Consider the following 14732-nt stretch of genomic DNA (forward strand, 5'->3'; position numbering starts at 1 on the left):
GAGCTCATGGCTAAAACGATTACAGACCCAGAACAGCATAAAAAGCGCATGCAATCGATCAAATCTCATGTTGATAAACGCATAGCGAAAGCACAAGAAGATAAAGGGACGTTTGTACTGTTAACCGGCAACGGTAAAGGTAAGTCCAGTTCTGCGCTGGGTATGGTCGCTCGCGCTTTAGGTCACGGTATGAAAATAGGCGTTGTACAGTTTCTAAAAGGTGAGTGGAATACTGGTGAGATTGACTTTTTTAAGAAGCAAGACGGTATTCAATGGGAAATCATGCCAGCAGGTTTCACTTGGGAAACTCAGAACAGAGAATCTGACATAGCGTCTTCGAAACAGGCATGGGGAAAGGCCGCAGACATGCTCGCTGATCCAAGTATTGATCTGGTTGTGTTGGATGAATTAACGTATTTATTGCACTACGAATATCTAGATGAAGATCCCGTATTACAGGCTTTGATGAATCGGCCTGAGAGCCAGCATTTGGTTGTGACGGGACGTGGTGCTTCCGATGCTTTGATTGAATTGGCTGATACTGTGAGTGAAATAAAAGAAGTAAAACATGCTTTTAAACGCGGCATTAAGGCTCAGAAAGGCCTGGAGTTCTAGATTTTCATAGTTTTATATTCTGATTAAATTGTTTTTTTCAGAGAAATAATCTTCTGCAAGACTGGTATCATTTTGTTTTTATTTTAAATCGAATTAATAGAGGTTTTTATGGCAGCCATTGAGCGCATGGAAGTAGGTCAACGTATGAGTCGTATCGTAAAACATAACGGTACTGTGTATCTTTGTGGTCAAGTTGGCGCTGATGCGAATACTGGCATTACAGAACAAACTCAGACTATGCTGGATAAAGTTGAATCTTTGTTAGCACAAGCGGGTTCTAGCAAAGAACACATTTTGTCTGCGACCGTATACATTCGTGATATGAAGGACTTCGCAGCCATGAATGCCGTTTGGGATGCTTGGGTTCCAGAAGGTTTTGCGCCTGCTCGCGCCTGTGTTGAAGCACGTATGGCAAGAGCTGAATTGTTAGTTGAAGTGTCTGTTGTTGCTGCAGAAAAATAACGCTTTAAGTTCTATATAGAAAATGAGTAGGTGCTTTTTTAGCGCTTACTCATTTTTTTGTCTCGATTTACTTTTTGATAGAGACATTATTTTCAACGAGAGCGTTACTTAATGTTCTTATGGTTCTTGCCATATCCCTTGATAAATTCATCAGTAATATTCCGAAATCAAACGGAAAATCATCATGAAAGTCGCTGAAAAGATTACTTGAGACTTCAAGTAATAAACAGTCTTCGTCGGCATAAAGGTTACCTACTCGATCGTGCAGTGCAATCATAGATACAAACCCGATGACTTCTCCGAATTGAATCTTGCGGGTGAAGATGCTTTTATTTTCGTGATGTTTGTAAAAGTCTAGACTGCCATGCAGAACAATATTGAAGTTGCCGCCTTTACTACCATAGCTGAATATTTCGTCGCCTTTTTGTGCCTGTATCAAAATGCCATTGTCTAATAAATATTGAATTGCTGGTTCTGATAAAGCGCCAAATATAGACCCATCTTTTAAACGCGTGATGGATATGTCGTATTGAGCTTCAGTTGCTGAGAGGGCTCTCATTTTTTATCCTCTTCGCCAAGTGGGTTTTTGTTGGTTTTCCTTGCCATAAGTTTTCGCTGTTATCATTTCATCGGCTAATAGTTGTATTTCTAAATAGCTAAATCTATTAAATATTGGACTTATTCTGCAAGGAAAACACCACTTTTTTGTCTTCCCTAGTAATACAATCATATTGAGTGTAACGATAGATGTTAGTTTTTTATGGAATAAGTTGTTTGTCTCTTAAAGAATAAGGGCAAACTGTGCGATAATGCGCCACATAAGCGTTACTCCTGCTCAAGTCTGATTGAATTTTTAATTAGATAGATTGGAGTACAAACATTTACTTAATGATCAGTGGAAGAATACTTTGTTAACGACAGCTAACATCACTATGCAATTTGGTGCAAAACCTCTTTTTGAAAACGTTTCTGTTAAATTCAGTGAAGGTAAGCGCTACGGTCTTATCGGAGCGAATGGATGTGGTAAATCCACTTTCATGAAAATTCTTGGTGGTGATCTAGAGCCAAGTTCAGGGAATGTATCGAAAGATCCTAATGAACGTCTTGGTAAATTGAAACAGGATCAATTCGCTTACGAAGAATATTCTGTTATCGATACTGTCATGATGGGGCATACAGAGCTTTGGGCTATTAAGTCTGAAAAAGATGCGATTTATGCTAACCCTGAAATGACAGAAGCCGACGGTTTACGTGCTGGTGATTTGGAAGCTGAGTTTGCAGAAATGGATGGCTACACGGCAGACGCTCGTGCCGGAGAATTGTTGTTGGGTGTTGGTATTTCAACTGAACAACATTACGGTTTGATGAGCGAAGTGGCACCTGGTTTGAAACTTCGAGTATTGTTAGCACAAGCGCTTTTTTCTGATCCAGAAATACTGTTGTTGGATGAGCCTACCAATAACTTGGACATCAACACGATTCGTTGGTTGGAAGGCGTTTTGGTTGATCGTAACTGCACCATGATCATTATTTCCCATGACCGTCACTTCTTAAACTCTGTTTGTACCAACATGGCAGATTTGGATTACGGTGAGTTGCGTTTGTTCTCTGGTAACTATGATGAGTACATGACAGCAGCAACACAGTCTCGTGAGCGCTTATTAGCGGATAATGCTAAGAAGAAAGCACAGATCAACGAATTGAAATCCTTCGTGAGCCGCTTTTCTGCTAACGCATCGAAATCTAAGCAAGCGACTTCTCGTGCGAAACAAATTGATAAAATTCAACTTGAAGATGTTAAACCTTCTAGCCGTCAAAGCCCGTTCATTCGCTTTGAGCAAGAGAAAAAACTACATCGTCTTGCTGTACAGGTTGAAAACCTTGCTAAGTCTTATGACGAACCACTTTTCAGTAACTTGAACATGATGGTTGAAGTGGGCGAGCGTATTGCGGTTATCGGTCCAAATGGTATTGGTAAAACAACCCTGCTTAAATGTTTGGTTGGCGATACAGACCTAACCAAAGGCGAAGTGAAGTGGTCTGAAAATGCCAATATTGGTTATTATGCTCAGGATCATGCCCACGAATTTGAAAAAGACGTGGACTTGGTTGAGTGGATGAACCAATGGGGTCAAGAAACTGATGATGAGCAAATCATCCGAGGCACACTTGGTCGTCTATTGTTCTCACAAAATGACATTAAAAAATCCGTTAAAGTACTGTCTGGTGGTGAACAAGGTCGTATGCTTTTTGGTAAATTGATGCTGCAAAAGTCAAATGTTCTTGTGATGGATGAGCCAACCAACCACATGGATATGGAGTCCATTGAAGCCTTGAACTTAGCGTTGGATCATTATCCTGGCACTTTGATTTTTGTCAGTCATGACCGTGAATTTGTTTCCTCTCTTGCGACTCGCATTGTCGAAGTAACAAGTAAAGGTGTTGTCGATTTCCATGGCACTTACGATGAGTACTTAGAAAAGCTAGAGTCTTAAGTTTCATAAAAAGATAAGTAAATGAATAAGTAAATAAAAAAGGAAGGCCAAATGGTCTTCCTTTTTTTATGTTTACTGTTTGAGGTGATGAATGTTTTTAAGCATTAATACTGGCTAGTACTAACGTCTGTCATTATAAGTATCGGCTTCTTGATATTCGAGGATTTCGACTTTGTCGTCTACATTGATAATGCCTGTATTTAAAGCAATCATGTTGATTCCAAAAGTGATGCCTTTCTTATCTAGAAGGCGAAATTTCCCCAGTGTTTTTAATGGTTCACCTTTTTTGAGTCGTTCTGCTGTTTCTGGGTTTAATGTGGTGAAAATGCAGCGAATACAGGGTTTTACATTTTCAAACTCTACTTCACCAATTTTAATGCGCTTCCAGCTGTCTTCTTCAAATGGTTTGTTCCCCTCAATGACCAGATTCGGTCGGAATTGAGCCATTTTAATATCTTCTGGACAGGTTCTATTGAGTTCATTTAATGATGCTTGTGTGGTGAGTAGAAAAGGGTAGCCATCAGCAAAGGCGACTGGAGAATCTGGTTTTCTGCTAGTGAAACGTACTGATTTGTCACTAAAGTAGACCAACTCAACGGGCTCAGCTAGAATTGAACTGAACCAGATATTTGCTTCTTCCAGGGCAACTTCCCCTTGTACGCTTTCTTCCCAAATAACGACGTTTTTATAATTCCCAGAAAGGCTTTTTGGGGAAAGCGTTAATTCAGTTACAAGAGTTGGGTGAGAAAGCAACCAAGCGCCATCTTCAAGTTGTTCTGCTTTTATTAAGGTTAGTTTTGGAAATTCCCTTCCTGTCACACATTCTCCATCTGGTGTTACTAACATGTAGCGCCGATCATTCAAAAGGCCGGCTTCGTTCACTTGGCTGGTTTGCAATGTAATGCCGTGAATGGATTTAATCGGATAGATAGCCAGTTTGCTCAGGGAGTAGGTCATGAGATTTCCTTTAGGGATTAGCCATCATTATTACTTAGGGTGTGTCTTTTTTTCAATTAAAAAAGCCTAATAAAAAAGCCCCAGAATAGAATTCTGAGGCTTGTTCTTTCGGTTACCGTTTTGGCATTGTCAGCTTGAGGCTTATCAATGGGTCTTATAGATAATAAGAAGCCAAAGGAGGGAAACCGTTAAATTCTATCGCACTGTATGTCGTAGTGTAGGCGCCAGTAGACAACCAAAACATACGATCACCAATGGCTAGATTAAGTGGCAGTCCGTATTTGTAGTTTTCATACATGATGTCGGCACTATCACAAGTTGGACCTGCAATAATCACTTCTTCTAGTTCGCCTTCTTTTTCTACGTGAATCGGGTATTTGATGGATTCATCCAGTGTTTCGATTAGACCAGAAAATTTCCCTACGTCCGTAAATACCCAACGGTTCAATGCTGTGTGTGATTTACGAGAAATCAATACCACTTCGCTGACCAATACGCCGGCGTTAGAAATAAGCGAACGACCCGGCTCAAGAATGATGCGTGGTAATTCTGTGCCAAAGTCTTCTTCCAAGAAACGTGTAATTTCTTCTGCGTAAGTTGATAGCTCATTGGTTCGCGTAATATAGTTAGCAGGAAAACCGCCACCCATATTGATCATTTGAAGCTCAATACCGTCTTCTTCTTTTAAACGCTCAAAAATCACTTTAACGCTAGCAATAGCGGCATCCCATGCACCTATATCACGCTGCTGAGAACCAACATGGAATGAAATGCCGTAAGGAATCAAACCAAGTTCTTTTGCTAAAACAAGTAAATCCATCGCCATGTCTGGACGACAGCCAAATTTACGAGAAAGCGGCCAGTCGGCCGTTACGGTACCTTCCGTCAAAATACGGACGTAAACACGAGAGCCTGGTGCGGCTTTGGCAATGTTACGTAAATCTGCTTCAGAATCAGTCGCAAACATACGAACACCTTTTTCATAGAAATAGCGTACGTCATTTGCTTTTTTGATTGTGTTGCCATAACTCACACGGTCTGGAGATACGCCACCAATTGCAAGTAATTTATCCAACTCATAACGTGATGCTATGTCGAAATTTGAACCACGATCACGAAGTAGTGTTAGGACTTCTGGTGCTGGATTGGCTTTGATCGCATAAAAGATATCGGCGATAGGGAAGCCTTTGGTGATTTCGGTGTAAGCTTCATCGATTATTTCTGTATCGATAACAACAAAAGGTGTTTCTTTTGTTGCAGCAAAGGCCTTGAAACGAGCGAAGCGCTCAGGTGTGTAGAAATCGTTGACATTAATGGTCATGGATAGAAACTCCTCATTGTACAAACATAAACCGATAATAAGTAAACGTCTTTAGCTTTTCCCGTCCTACTTATGGCTGTTACTTATCCGGCCTTATTTATGATGGCCTTAAGCGACTAGCGCAGCAGTTGAAGCGGTGCGGATTATGTTCAGCAATGACGCGGGCGAAATTTAAGGTCAAGAGGAGATTACGTCAAGTATTTTTTTGTTTTTTAGTCAAAAAAAAGAGACGGAAAATCGTCTCTTTTTTCATATGACTTGTAAGGTCTTATTTGTGCGATATTTTGGTTTGAAAATAGTGTAAACCACTACCGATGATTAATGCTCCAACGAAATAAATACCTTCGTTTGGATTGTTCACTAGTGCGGTCAAACCAGGTCCAGGACAGTAACCACTGATGCCCCAACCAATACCAAAAAGTGATGAACCAATAATCAATTTCGAGTCGATTTGGCGTAAAGTTGGCACTTGCCATGTGCTGCCTAAAAAAGGACGCAGTTGCTTTCCTTTAATAAAGTACCCAATCATACCGACAGCAATGGCACTGGCCATAACAATGATAAGTGAAGGGTTCCAGTTACCGAAAATATCTAAAAAGCCAATGACGACGGCAGGGTTAGTCATTTCCGAAAAAGCCAATCCCAAACCAAACAGCAAGCCAGCCAGAAGTGTAATAATTGCATTCATGATGATTTCCTAATCTGTTTGCTTAGTTTAAAACGGCAACAGTAATGATGGCCGTTGCCATAAAGATGATTGTTGCAGCAATGGAGCGAGGTGATAGTCTCGATATGCCACAAACGCCATGACCACTAGTACAGCCACCACCAAGTCGTGTGCCGTAACCGACAAGCAATCCAGAGATGATTAGAAGTAATGGGCTTCTTGTTTCAGGAAACGCAACCGTTTGCTCCGTTAAAATGCCGTACGCGCTACCACCTATGATGAGTCCCGCTATGAATAAAAAAGGCAAAAAACGGCCTTTGCTAAATACAAGTTGTGACAGTATGCCGCTGATACCAATTACCTTGCCTGTAACAAGAAGGTATATTGTTGCCGTTAAGCCAATCAGTAGCCCGCCAACGAGAGGGTTAAATATAGTTTCCATGTTAGATTCCAATTATTAATATTAGTCTATTCTAATGTATCTTAATAAGGTAATGCTAATGTATTTTTTGAAATGATTGATTTTTATTTTTTTATTGCGACTTTTGCTTATGAAGACTGATTATAAAAAGAGAATGGGGTCTTTAGTTCCACACTATTTACCTATTAGATGGCTGATAATATGGAAAACACGCTGTATTCTTGAGTGATAAAGGAGATTAGATGAATGATTTATGGCTAGGTGCTTCAAAAGATGAGGCGCAATGTGTTTTTCTTTTGCCTAACAAGCCTATGTTATCCAAGGAGAGCGACTGTGTTTTGTCTAGGGAGCTTGATGCTGCACTTTTGATTGAATTAAATGGTAACCATTGGCGCAAGATTTTAACCATCATGGCGAAACTGGTTGTTCCTCATTATGATGATTGGCGAGAATTCCGTGATAAAGACTTGTTAAAGAAAGTTGGGATTGCCTTTACGGTAGATCAATTAGATGGCTATCAAGGCAAACTTTTCATTGTTGGTAATACTTTTCGAGATGCTTGGCCTGTGCCAGACTTTGCGAAAGAAATTGGAGAAGGGCATGTTGCTGCTTTTTCGTCCTCTTGTGTTTGGTGTCCTTATTTAGATTATCGCCAATTTCCTAATGTTCTAATTGAAAAAATACGTAAAACCATTTTGGAGAAATGATGCTTAAAGCTTTAAAGAGTCTTTTTAGTATGCCAGTTGAGCAAGGTGAGCAAATAACCTATCAAAAAGCGGTTGCGGCCTTACTTATGGAAGTTATGCTGGCAGACCATGTTATTGATGAAAAAGAAGAAGGGCAAGTTAAAGACTTTCTCCGTGAAGTCAGCGAATTGGGTGATGATATAGATGTGCTTTACCAAGAGGCTAAAACCGGCGTAGAGCACGCAAATGATTTGTACCAATTCACTAAAGTGATTAATGAAACCGCAACACTAGAGCAAAAAATGCTTCTTCTAAAAGCCTTGTGGCGTGTCGCTTTTGTTGATGGTGATCTCGATGCCCATGAAGATCATAGAATCAGAAGAATCAGTGAATTGCTCTTTATGCCTCATTCTGAATTTATTCAGGCAAAAATATTTGTACAGAATGAAATAAGCAAAGAGTAAATTTGAATAGTGATGACATTTTCTTTTTAGATAAAAAACGCGGCAAATAAGCCGCGTTTTTTGACTGGTCTTACTGACGTTTTAATAAGAACGTCAGGAAAGGCCTTAAGCTGCGAAGTTTGCTGCCGCAAATTCCCAGTTAGCTAGCGCCCAGAAACCTTTAAGGTAGTCAGGACGAACATTGCGGTAATCAATGTAGTAAGCGTGTTCCCAAAGGTCGACAGTAATTAGAGCCGTTTGGTCACCAGTAAGAGGCGTTGCTGCATTACTTGTGTTTACGATTTCTAAAGAGCCATCGGCATTCTTAACTAACCATGTCCAGCTAGAGCCGAAGTTGTTTACTGCTTTATCATTGAACGCTTCTTGGAATTTTTCAAAAGAACCCCAAGTTGCATTGATAGCGTCTGCTAGAGCACCCGTTGGAGTGCCGCCGCCATTAGGGCTTAAGCTGTTCCAGAAAAAAGTGTGATTCCAGATTTGAGCTGCATTGTTGAAAACAGGGCCTGAGGCAGATTTGACGATTTCTTCAAGTGATTTGTTTTCAAACTCAGATCCTGGAAGTAGACCATTTAATTTAACAACATATGTGTTGTGATGCTTACCGTAATGGTATTCAAGCGTCTCAACCGACATGTGCGGCTCAAGTGCGTCTTTAGCGTAAGGAAGAGCGGGTAATTCAAAAGACATTTCAATTCTCCTTGCTTTATATTAACGAAAAATGCTTGTTATCAAGCAGTTAATGGTGCTTATATAGTAGCATTGAACATCTTAAGATAATATTATTTAGGATTGTTCTTCTACGATTTTCCATAATTTTTATTAATAGCGGTTATATAAGATTTCCATGCAAAGAGACGATGATGTTGAGATCCCAAGCCTGACTCTGGATCAAGATGAAGTCAGTGATAGAAGACCTAATGCAGCACCAAAAGATAATTCTGCTCCTTCTCCAGCAAGGCCTACTCATGCGCCTAAGACAATGGTAGTGCAGAAAAAAACCAGCCTAGTAGGTGTTTATTTTTTATTAATATTTATTCTGTTAATTTCGGCTGGCGTTGGATATTGGTTATGGCAGCAAAATATGCAACTGCGTAATGAAATTTATGGTGCTAAAAGTGAAATCCAGAATTTAGACCATCAATTAATTGCTGCGGATGTGTCTGCGAATAAGCAAGGTCAAACCCTTGAAGAAACCCTTAAAACTCACGATAGTGAAATTCGCAAGCTTTGGGCTATTGCTTATGATCGAAATAGAAAATCGATTGCAGATAATGGTGATGAAATTGCAAAGCTTCAGAAGTTGATTGCGAGTCTTAAGGATACTTTATCCACTCAGTCTAAACGTATCGCAATACAATCATCAGCCTTTAATGATTTAGAAGCTGGCTACAATAAGTTGATACCTGCTGTTTCTGGTATCGATGAAGCGGTGAAGGTTGTTGCTGTGAAGCAAGAAGCTCAAGCAAAACAATTGCAATCAGTTGAAAGCCAAATTGCACTTCAAGCAGGTCAAAGTCAAACGTTGGGTCTGAATGTGAGGACTCTTCTTCAGGACTTGGAATCCGCGCAGAAAAAGATTTCAGCGCTTGAGAATAAGTCTGCGGATGTTAGCGCAGCGGATTTAGCAAAAATTCAAACAAGCTTAACAAATCATCAAGATGCAATAAATTCCAGTGATGCATTTAGAACTCAGGTTAACGGTGAAATAAATCGACTACGTAAACAAATTAATCAATTGGTATTAGAGCAACAACTTAACGCTGAATAATTTGTAAAAAAGAGACAGCCAACTAAAGAGTTGGTTGTCTCTTTTATCTCATTATTTCTAAACTTATATTAATTGCGACCTGCGATCACTCCGCCATCAACATCCCATATTGCCCCTGTTACCCAGCTTGTATCATCACTCAGTAGTAAACTTGCCACTTTCGCCACGTCTTCTGGTTGTCCAATTCTACCTATTGGGTGGAAGCCATTGAATGTTGCTAATGTTTCGTCCATCACTGTTGGATCAATAAAGGATTCGAAGATCGTTGATTTAACCAAAGCAGGTGAAATCGCATTGACACGAATATTGCTGTCCGCTAGTTCCATTGCCATGTGCTGAGTTAATGAATGCAATCCTGCTTTTGCCATTGAATAAGCAGAAGAAGGCGTTGCTTTGATGGCTTGTTTTGCCCACATTGAACCAATATTCACAATGGCGCCGCCATCGTTCGCAATCATATTTTTAGCAACCGCTTGGGATATGAAAAAGATGGCGCGATTTAATTCGTGATAAATGTCGAAATCATTATTATCATGATCAACAAATGGTTTCGGTTTAAAGTAACCTGCAGAATTAAGTAAATATTTGATGTGTAAGTTATTATCGTTAGCGAATGTCACAATACGTTGAACATCCTCTTTGTTGTATAAGTCTGCTTGTAGTGTGCTAACGTCACCGAATTCAGAAAGCGCGTCACTGGCTTTATTAAGTTTTTCTGGGTTGCGTCCGACAATGATTGTTTTAATGTTGCGTTGTAATAATAGCTTTGCGCTTTCGAAGCCCATTCCGCTTGATCCACCAACAATAAGTGCGACAGATTGTTTTGTATTTTTCATTTGGTAATCCTTGTTCTTATGTTTAAAGTGAAGCAAAGGTTACGAGTGAAAATCGTTTTAAAAAAGTAAGTACTATTTAGTAAGGTAGGTACTTAAAGGTATATCTTTATGATTAATAAGCAAAAAATAATGAAAATTAATTCTATACCAGAGCGCAGCACCCGCATAGTCGAAGCCGTTTTTCGTTGTAAATGGTCATTGACCGTGTATCAGCTTTTGGCTGAAGGTGTTAATCGACCGGGTGAAATGGTACGAAGTGTTGATGGTTTAACCACTAAAGTGCTTAACGATTGTCTGCGTAAAAACATGGACTTTGGCATCATTGAACGAATCGAATATAACGAAGTACCACCTAAAGTAGAATACGTAGTTACTTCTTTTGGTAAAAAATTCATTACGATTATTGAAGAGTTAAAAGATCTAGAAGATGAAATGAGTGCATTGGCTTAATAAAAAGTAATTAATAAAATGCTCCTTCACCTGCCAATTAGTTAAATTATTTTGCCTTAGCAACTGCTTTCTGCCACTCAAAAATCAGCCTTAAAGCCCACAAAATTGTCTACTATTCCAAACCAGAAGAAATGTGCGCCAGAGCATTTGAAGCCTTCGTTGAAGGCGCCAAACCCAGTAGTCGATTTCTCGTCAAAGGTTCCCGTTATTCAGAAGAAGCCCAAGCAGGACTTTACCCTTAAGGCGAACAGCGAGAGCGCATCAATCATGCGTTTCGAGCCTACTTCCACCGACTGGGTGCCGCGTTGGGAAGGGAGGTTGGTTAGATTTTGTTGATCTATTTTTGTTAAGTCGTTGTAGAAAGCCAGAAGCTTGACCGGAAAATATAAAGCCTCACGATTTACCCGTACTTGTCGCGGCGATTAACAAACAAACCCAACAACAAATCGCCCACCTACAAACTAACCTATGTTTTGATTCGGCATTAAGAAAAGAAACTCAATAGGTGTTACCGCTATAAAAAAGGTGATTTTGTAGATTTGAATATCCAAAGATCACCTTCTTTTGTTTATTCTATAGCGGCTGGTGAATTATTATTTCGTTTCCATGTCATCTGCGCCAACCCGAACAACTAATTTACCAAAGTTTTTACCTTCGAGTAGACCCATAAATGCCGATGGTGCATTGTCTAAACCTTCAACCATTTGTTCTTTGTATTTAACTTTGCCTTCACTAACCCATTGACTCATTTGTTGACTAAATTCACCGTATTGTGAACCATAATCATCAAAGACAATGAAGCCCTGCAGACGAATACGTTTAACCAGTAAACGAGCCATTAATGCTGAAGAACGATCCGGTCCAGCCGGTAGTTCAGTCAGGTTGTATTGTGAAATTAAACCACAAAGCGGAATACGTGCTTGTGTGTTTAGCAATGGCAAAACCGCATCAAAGACTTTGCCGCCGACATTTTCAAAATACACATCGATACCATCAACACAAACTTTTGCTAATTCTTCAGCTAGATTATCTTGATAGTGATCTAAACAGTAATCAAAACCTAGCTCTTCGACGGCAAATTTACATTTTTCAGGGCCACCAGCAATACCAACAACTTTACAGCCTTTGATTTTGGCAACTTGACCAACAGTGCTACCTACACCACCGGTTGCCGCTGCTACAACAACAGTTTCACCCGCTTTAGGCTGACCAATATCCAGTAATCCCATGTAGCCGGTGAACCCCGGCATGCCTAATACACCCAATGCATAGGAAGGGTTTTGCATGGCAGGCAATTTAACAAGTCCTTTTCCATCACTGACGCTATAATCCTGCCAGCCAGCAAACGCAACAACCCAATCGCCTTTTTGAAAGTCTGCATTTAAAGACGTTTCAACACGACACACAGAGCCGCCGACCATAGGTGAACCTATTTCAACTGGTGCTGCGTAGGATTCTGCTGCGCTCATACGGCCACGCATATAAGGGTCTAATGAAAGGAAAACAGTACGTAATAATACTTCTCCTTCCTGCGCTACAGGTATTGTATTTTCTGCGATAGAAAAGTTACTTTCAGTTGGCGCGCCAACAGGGCGAGAAGCTAATAGTACTTGACGATTTACGGTATTATTTTGTGTCATAGAGTTATCCTATTAGTCAGCCCAAACATGCTTGTATGGGCTGAATTTAATTTATTACAATGCTGTATTTAAAATTTGGCGACTAATCTCAAGTGTTGTACTTTGATGTTCGCCTAGTGCAACCATACCGTGTATTTCAAGTTGTGAGATCAGCACGTCAATATCAGATGCGCCTAAATCAATATCAGATAAACGAATTGGCATGCCCATGTTGATAAAAAAGGCTTCTGTTTTTTCAATGGCTTGGTCGATTTTTTCAGCATCGCTACCTTCGGTAATATTCCAAACACGTTGTGCATATTGCACTAATTTATCGTGTTTAGACTCTTTGCCTACTTTCATCACTGCTGGCAATACAATAGATAATGTACGTGCGTGATCAATATTGTAAGTTCCCGTTAGCTCATGACCGATCATGTGCGTCGACCAATCTTGAGGAACACCCGCGCCGATTAAACCATTCAATGCCATGGTTGCAGACCACATAATATTTGCACGTATTTCTAAGTCATTTTTATGCTCAGCTTGTAATGCTTTCGGGCCATCTTCTATTAATGTTTGCAATAAACCTTCCGCAAAACGATCTTGTACTTTACCGTTTACACTATAAGTTAAGTATTGCTCCATAGTATGGATGAACGCATCAACAACACCGTTACTAATTTGGCGATCAGAAAGCGACAAGGTTACCGCTGGGTCAAGTACGGCAAAACTAGGGCGAACAACAGGGCTTCTAAAAGGGAGTTTATGGCCGTTGCGTGTTACTACTGCGCCAGTGTTTGTTTCACTGCCTGTAGCGGGTAATGTCAACACTGCACCAATAGGTAATGCTTTATTAATATTAAGTTGTTTTGTTACGATATCCCAAGGGTCGTCGCCTTCAAATAACGCGGCTGCTGCAATAAATTTAGTGCCATCAACAACTGAACCGCCGCCCACTGCTAATAGATAATCAACGCCGTGTTCTTTAATAATGGTTTGCGCTTTCATTAACGTATCGTATTTTGGGTTTGGCTCAATACCTGAAAATTCAAACCAAGTGTGATCTTTTAATGCCGCGACAACTTGATCGTAAACGCCATTATTTTTAATTGAACCACCGCCGTAAGTGACTAATACTTTTGCATCGAGTGGGATTTCATTTGTTATTGCTGCAATTTGGCCTTCGCCGAAATGAATACGTGTTTGATTTTCAAAACTAAAATTTAACATGTGTGTATCTACCTTTATGCATTCATATGATTAAGTAATTTTTCTGCCACTAACTCTGAGCTCGCTGGATTTTGACCTGAAATAATTAAACCGTCTTGTACGGCATAAGCTTCAAAATCAGCGACTTTTTGATATTCTGCGCCTTTTTTTACTAATTCGTCTTCTAGTAAAAAAGGTACTACGTCTGTTAATTGAACTGCAGCTTCTTCTGTGTTTGAAAAGCCTGTTACCACTTTTCCTTTCACAGCTAACTCGCCATTTTTATCTTTAATATTGATTAATGCTGCAGAAGCATGACATACCACTGCGACTGCTTTATCAGCGCTTAAAAATGATTCAATTAATGCAATTGATACTGCGTTTTCAGTTAAATCCCATAATGGACCGTGGCCACCTGGGTAAAATACAGCATCGTAATCTGCTTGATTCATTTTAGATAGTTTATGAGTTTGAGATAATATTGCCTGTGTTTCTTTATCCGCATCAAAGCGTTTTGTTGATTCTGTCTGGAAATCTGGAAGTGCGCTATTAGGATCAATAGGCGGCTGGCCACCTGCTGGTGATGCTAAGGTGATGTCTACGCCTGCATCTTTTAGGAGGTAATAAGGAGCGGCAAATTCTTCAACCCAAAAGCCTGTTTTGTGACCAGTATTACCAAGTTCATCATGTGATGTTAATACGATTAATACTTTTTTAGTGCTCATTTTATTCTCTCCAATTAAATTAATGTCAGTAGTA

18 protein-coding genes are annotated in these 14732 nt (G+C 39.9%); 8 read left to right on the top strand and 10 right to left on the bottom strand.

Going from position 1 to position 14732, the window contains the following annotated elements; all coding sequences use genetic code 11:
• Positions 1 to 6 precede the first annotated feature (6 nt).
• Together cobO and MUS1_RS14585 are read left to right on the top strand one after the other, a co-directional pair.
• On the top strand, positions 7 to 615 hold the full coding sequence (gene cobO, locus MUS1_RS14580) for a cob(I)yrinic acid a,c-diamide adenosyltransferase (RefSeq protein ID WP_036163760.1): 609 nt from the start codon (positions 7 to 9) through the stop codon (positions 613 to 615).
• A 108-nt stretch (positions 616 to 723) separates the two neighbouring features.
• On the top strand, positions 724 to 1077 hold the full coding sequence (locus tag MUS1_RS14585) for a RidA family protein (RefSeq protein WP_036163762.1): 354 nt from the start codon (positions 724 to 726) through the stop codon (positions 1075 to 1077).
• A 67-nt stretch (positions 1078 to 1144) separates the two neighbouring features.
• Here the strand turns inward: MUS1_RS14585 and MUS1_RS14590 are convergent, their stop codons facing one another.
• On the bottom strand, positions 1145 to 1636 hold the full coding sequence (locus MUS1_RS14590; RefSeq protein WP_036163765.1) for a cyclic nucleotide-binding domain-containing protein: 492 nt from the start codon (positions 1634 to 1636) through the stop codon (positions 1145 to 1147).
• A gap of 349 nt (positions 1637 to 1985) precedes the next feature.
• Between MUS1_RS14590 and MUS1_RS14595 the strand changes: the two genes are divergently transcribed.
• The gene (locus MUS1_RS14595) at positions 1986 to 3572 is read left to right on the top strand and encodes an ABC-F family ATPase (RefSeq protein WP_036163767.1); all 1587 of its coding nucleotides are present in this window, start codon (positions 1986 to 1988) and stop codon (positions 3570 to 3572) included.
• A 120-nt stretch (positions 3573 to 3692) separates the two neighbouring features.
• On the opposite strand, the gene MUS1_RS14600 is transcribed toward MUS1_RS14595, so the two are convergent.
• The 4 genes from MUS1_RS14600 to MUS1_RS14615 all read right to left on the bottom strand — a co-directional run bounded on the left by MUS1_RS14600 (position 3693) and on the right by MUS1_RS14615 (position 6959).
• Entirely contained in the window at positions 3693 to 4529 is an 837-nt protein-coding gene (locus MUS1_RS14600; protein ID WP_036163769.1) for an MOSC domain-containing protein, read from the bottom strand.
• A gap of 154 nt (positions 4530 to 4683) precedes the next feature.
• Positions 4684 to 5850, bottom strand: coding sequence for a type III PLP-dependent enzyme (locus tag MUS1_RS14605; RefSeq protein WP_036163776.1), 1167 nt, complete (start codon positions 5848 to 5850; stop codon positions 4684 to 4686).
• A gap of 268 nt (positions 5851 to 6118) precedes the next feature.
• Positions 6119 to 6538: a DUF6691 family protein gene (locus MUS1_RS14610; protein ID WP_036163777.1), complete on the bottom strand. Its 420-nt coding sequence runs from the start codon at positions 6536 to 6538 to the stop codon at positions 6119 to 6121.
• A gap of 22 nt (positions 6539 to 6560) precedes the next feature.
• Positions 6561 to 6959: a YeeE/YedE family protein gene (locus tag MUS1_RS14615; protein WP_036163779.1), complete on the bottom strand. Its 399-nt coding sequence runs from the start codon at positions 6957 to 6959 to the stop codon at positions 6561 to 6563.
• A 221-nt stretch (positions 6960 to 7180) separates the two neighbouring features.
• Between MUS1_RS14615 and MUS1_RS14620 the strand changes: the two genes are divergently transcribed.
• Entirely contained in the window at positions 7181 to 7645 is a 465-nt protein-coding gene (locus tag MUS1_RS14620) for a DUF6942 family protein (RefSeq protein ID WP_051436377.1), read from the top strand.
• Between the two features lie 29 nt (positions 7646 to 7674).
• A complete protein-coding gene (locus tag MUS1_RS14625; RefSeq protein ID WP_245595825.1) occupies positions 7675 to 8088 on the top strand; it encodes a tellurite resistance TerB family protein in 414 nt (137 codons plus the stop codon).
• Positions 8089 to 8193: 105 nt separating this feature from the next.
• On the opposite strand, the gene MUS1_RS14630 is transcribed toward MUS1_RS14625, so the two are convergent.
• On the bottom strand, positions 8194 to 8775 hold the full coding sequence (locus MUS1_RS14630) for a Fe-Mn family superoxide dismutase (protein WP_036163782.1): 582 nt from the start codon (positions 8773 to 8775) through the stop codon (positions 8194 to 8196).
• 157 nt (positions 8776 to 8932) lie between these two features.
• Here MUS1_RS14630 and MUS1_RS14635 point away from each other — a divergent pair, with 157 nt between their 5' ends.
• Positions 8933 to 9856, top strand: a complete 924-nt coding sequence (locus MUS1_RS14635) for a hypothetical protein (protein WP_036163784.1) — start codon at positions 8933 to 8935, stop codon at positions 9854 to 9856.
• A gap of 68 nt (positions 9857 to 9924) precedes the next feature.
• Here MUS1_RS14635 and MUS1_RS14640 read toward each other — a convergent pair whose 3' ends face one another.
• Positions 9925 to 10692, bottom strand: coding sequence for an SDR family NAD(P)-dependent oxidoreductase (locus MUS1_RS14640; RefSeq protein ID WP_036163786.1), 768 nt, complete (start codon positions 10690 to 10692; stop codon positions 9925 to 9927).
• 108 nt (positions 10693 to 10800) lie between these two features.
• Between MUS1_RS14640 and MUS1_RS14645 the strand changes: the two genes are divergently transcribed.
• Positions 10801 to 11142, top strand: a complete 342-nt coding sequence (locus tag MUS1_RS14645; RefSeq protein WP_036163789.1) for a winged helix-turn-helix transcriptional regulator — start codon at positions 10801 to 10803, stop codon at positions 11140 to 11142.
• 104 nt (positions 11143 to 11246) lie between these two features.
• A complete protein-coding gene (locus tag MUS1_RS16430) occupies positions 11247 to 11384 on the top strand; it encodes an LPD1 domain-containing protein (protein ID WP_425411748.1) in 138 nt (45 codons plus the stop codon).
• Between the two features lie 351 nt (positions 11385 to 11735).
• Here the strand turns inward: MUS1_RS16430 and MUS1_RS14650 are convergent, their stop codons facing one another.
• Genes MUS1_RS14650 through MUS1_RS14660 form a run of 3 tightly spaced genes read right to left on the bottom strand, consistent with a single transcriptional unit; the run spans position 11736 to position 14698 of the window.
• Positions 11736 to 12782, bottom strand: coding sequence for an NADP-dependent oxidoreductase (locus tag MUS1_RS14650; protein WP_036163791.1), 1047 nt, complete (start codon positions 12780 to 12782; stop codon positions 11736 to 11738).
• A 54-nt stretch (positions 12783 to 12836) separates the two neighbouring features.
• Positions 12837 to 13994: an iron-containing alcohol dehydrogenase gene (locus tag MUS1_RS14655; protein ID WP_036163793.1), complete on the bottom strand. Its 1158-nt coding sequence runs from the start codon at positions 13992 to 13994 to the stop codon at positions 12837 to 12839.
• A gap of 14 nt (positions 13995 to 14008) precedes the next feature.
• Positions 14009 to 14698: a type 1 glutamine amidotransferase domain-containing protein gene (locus MUS1_RS14660; protein WP_036163796.1), complete on the bottom strand. Its 690-nt coding sequence runs from the start codon at positions 14696 to 14698 to the stop codon at positions 14009 to 14011.
• Positions 14699 to 14732: the final 34 nt, after the last annotated feature.

The organism is Marinomonas ushuaiensis DSM 15871 (genome assembly GCF_000521805.1).
GTDB lineage: Bacteria > Pseudomonadota > Gammaproteobacteria > Pseudomonadales > Marinomonadaceae > Marinomonas > Marinomonas ushuaiensis.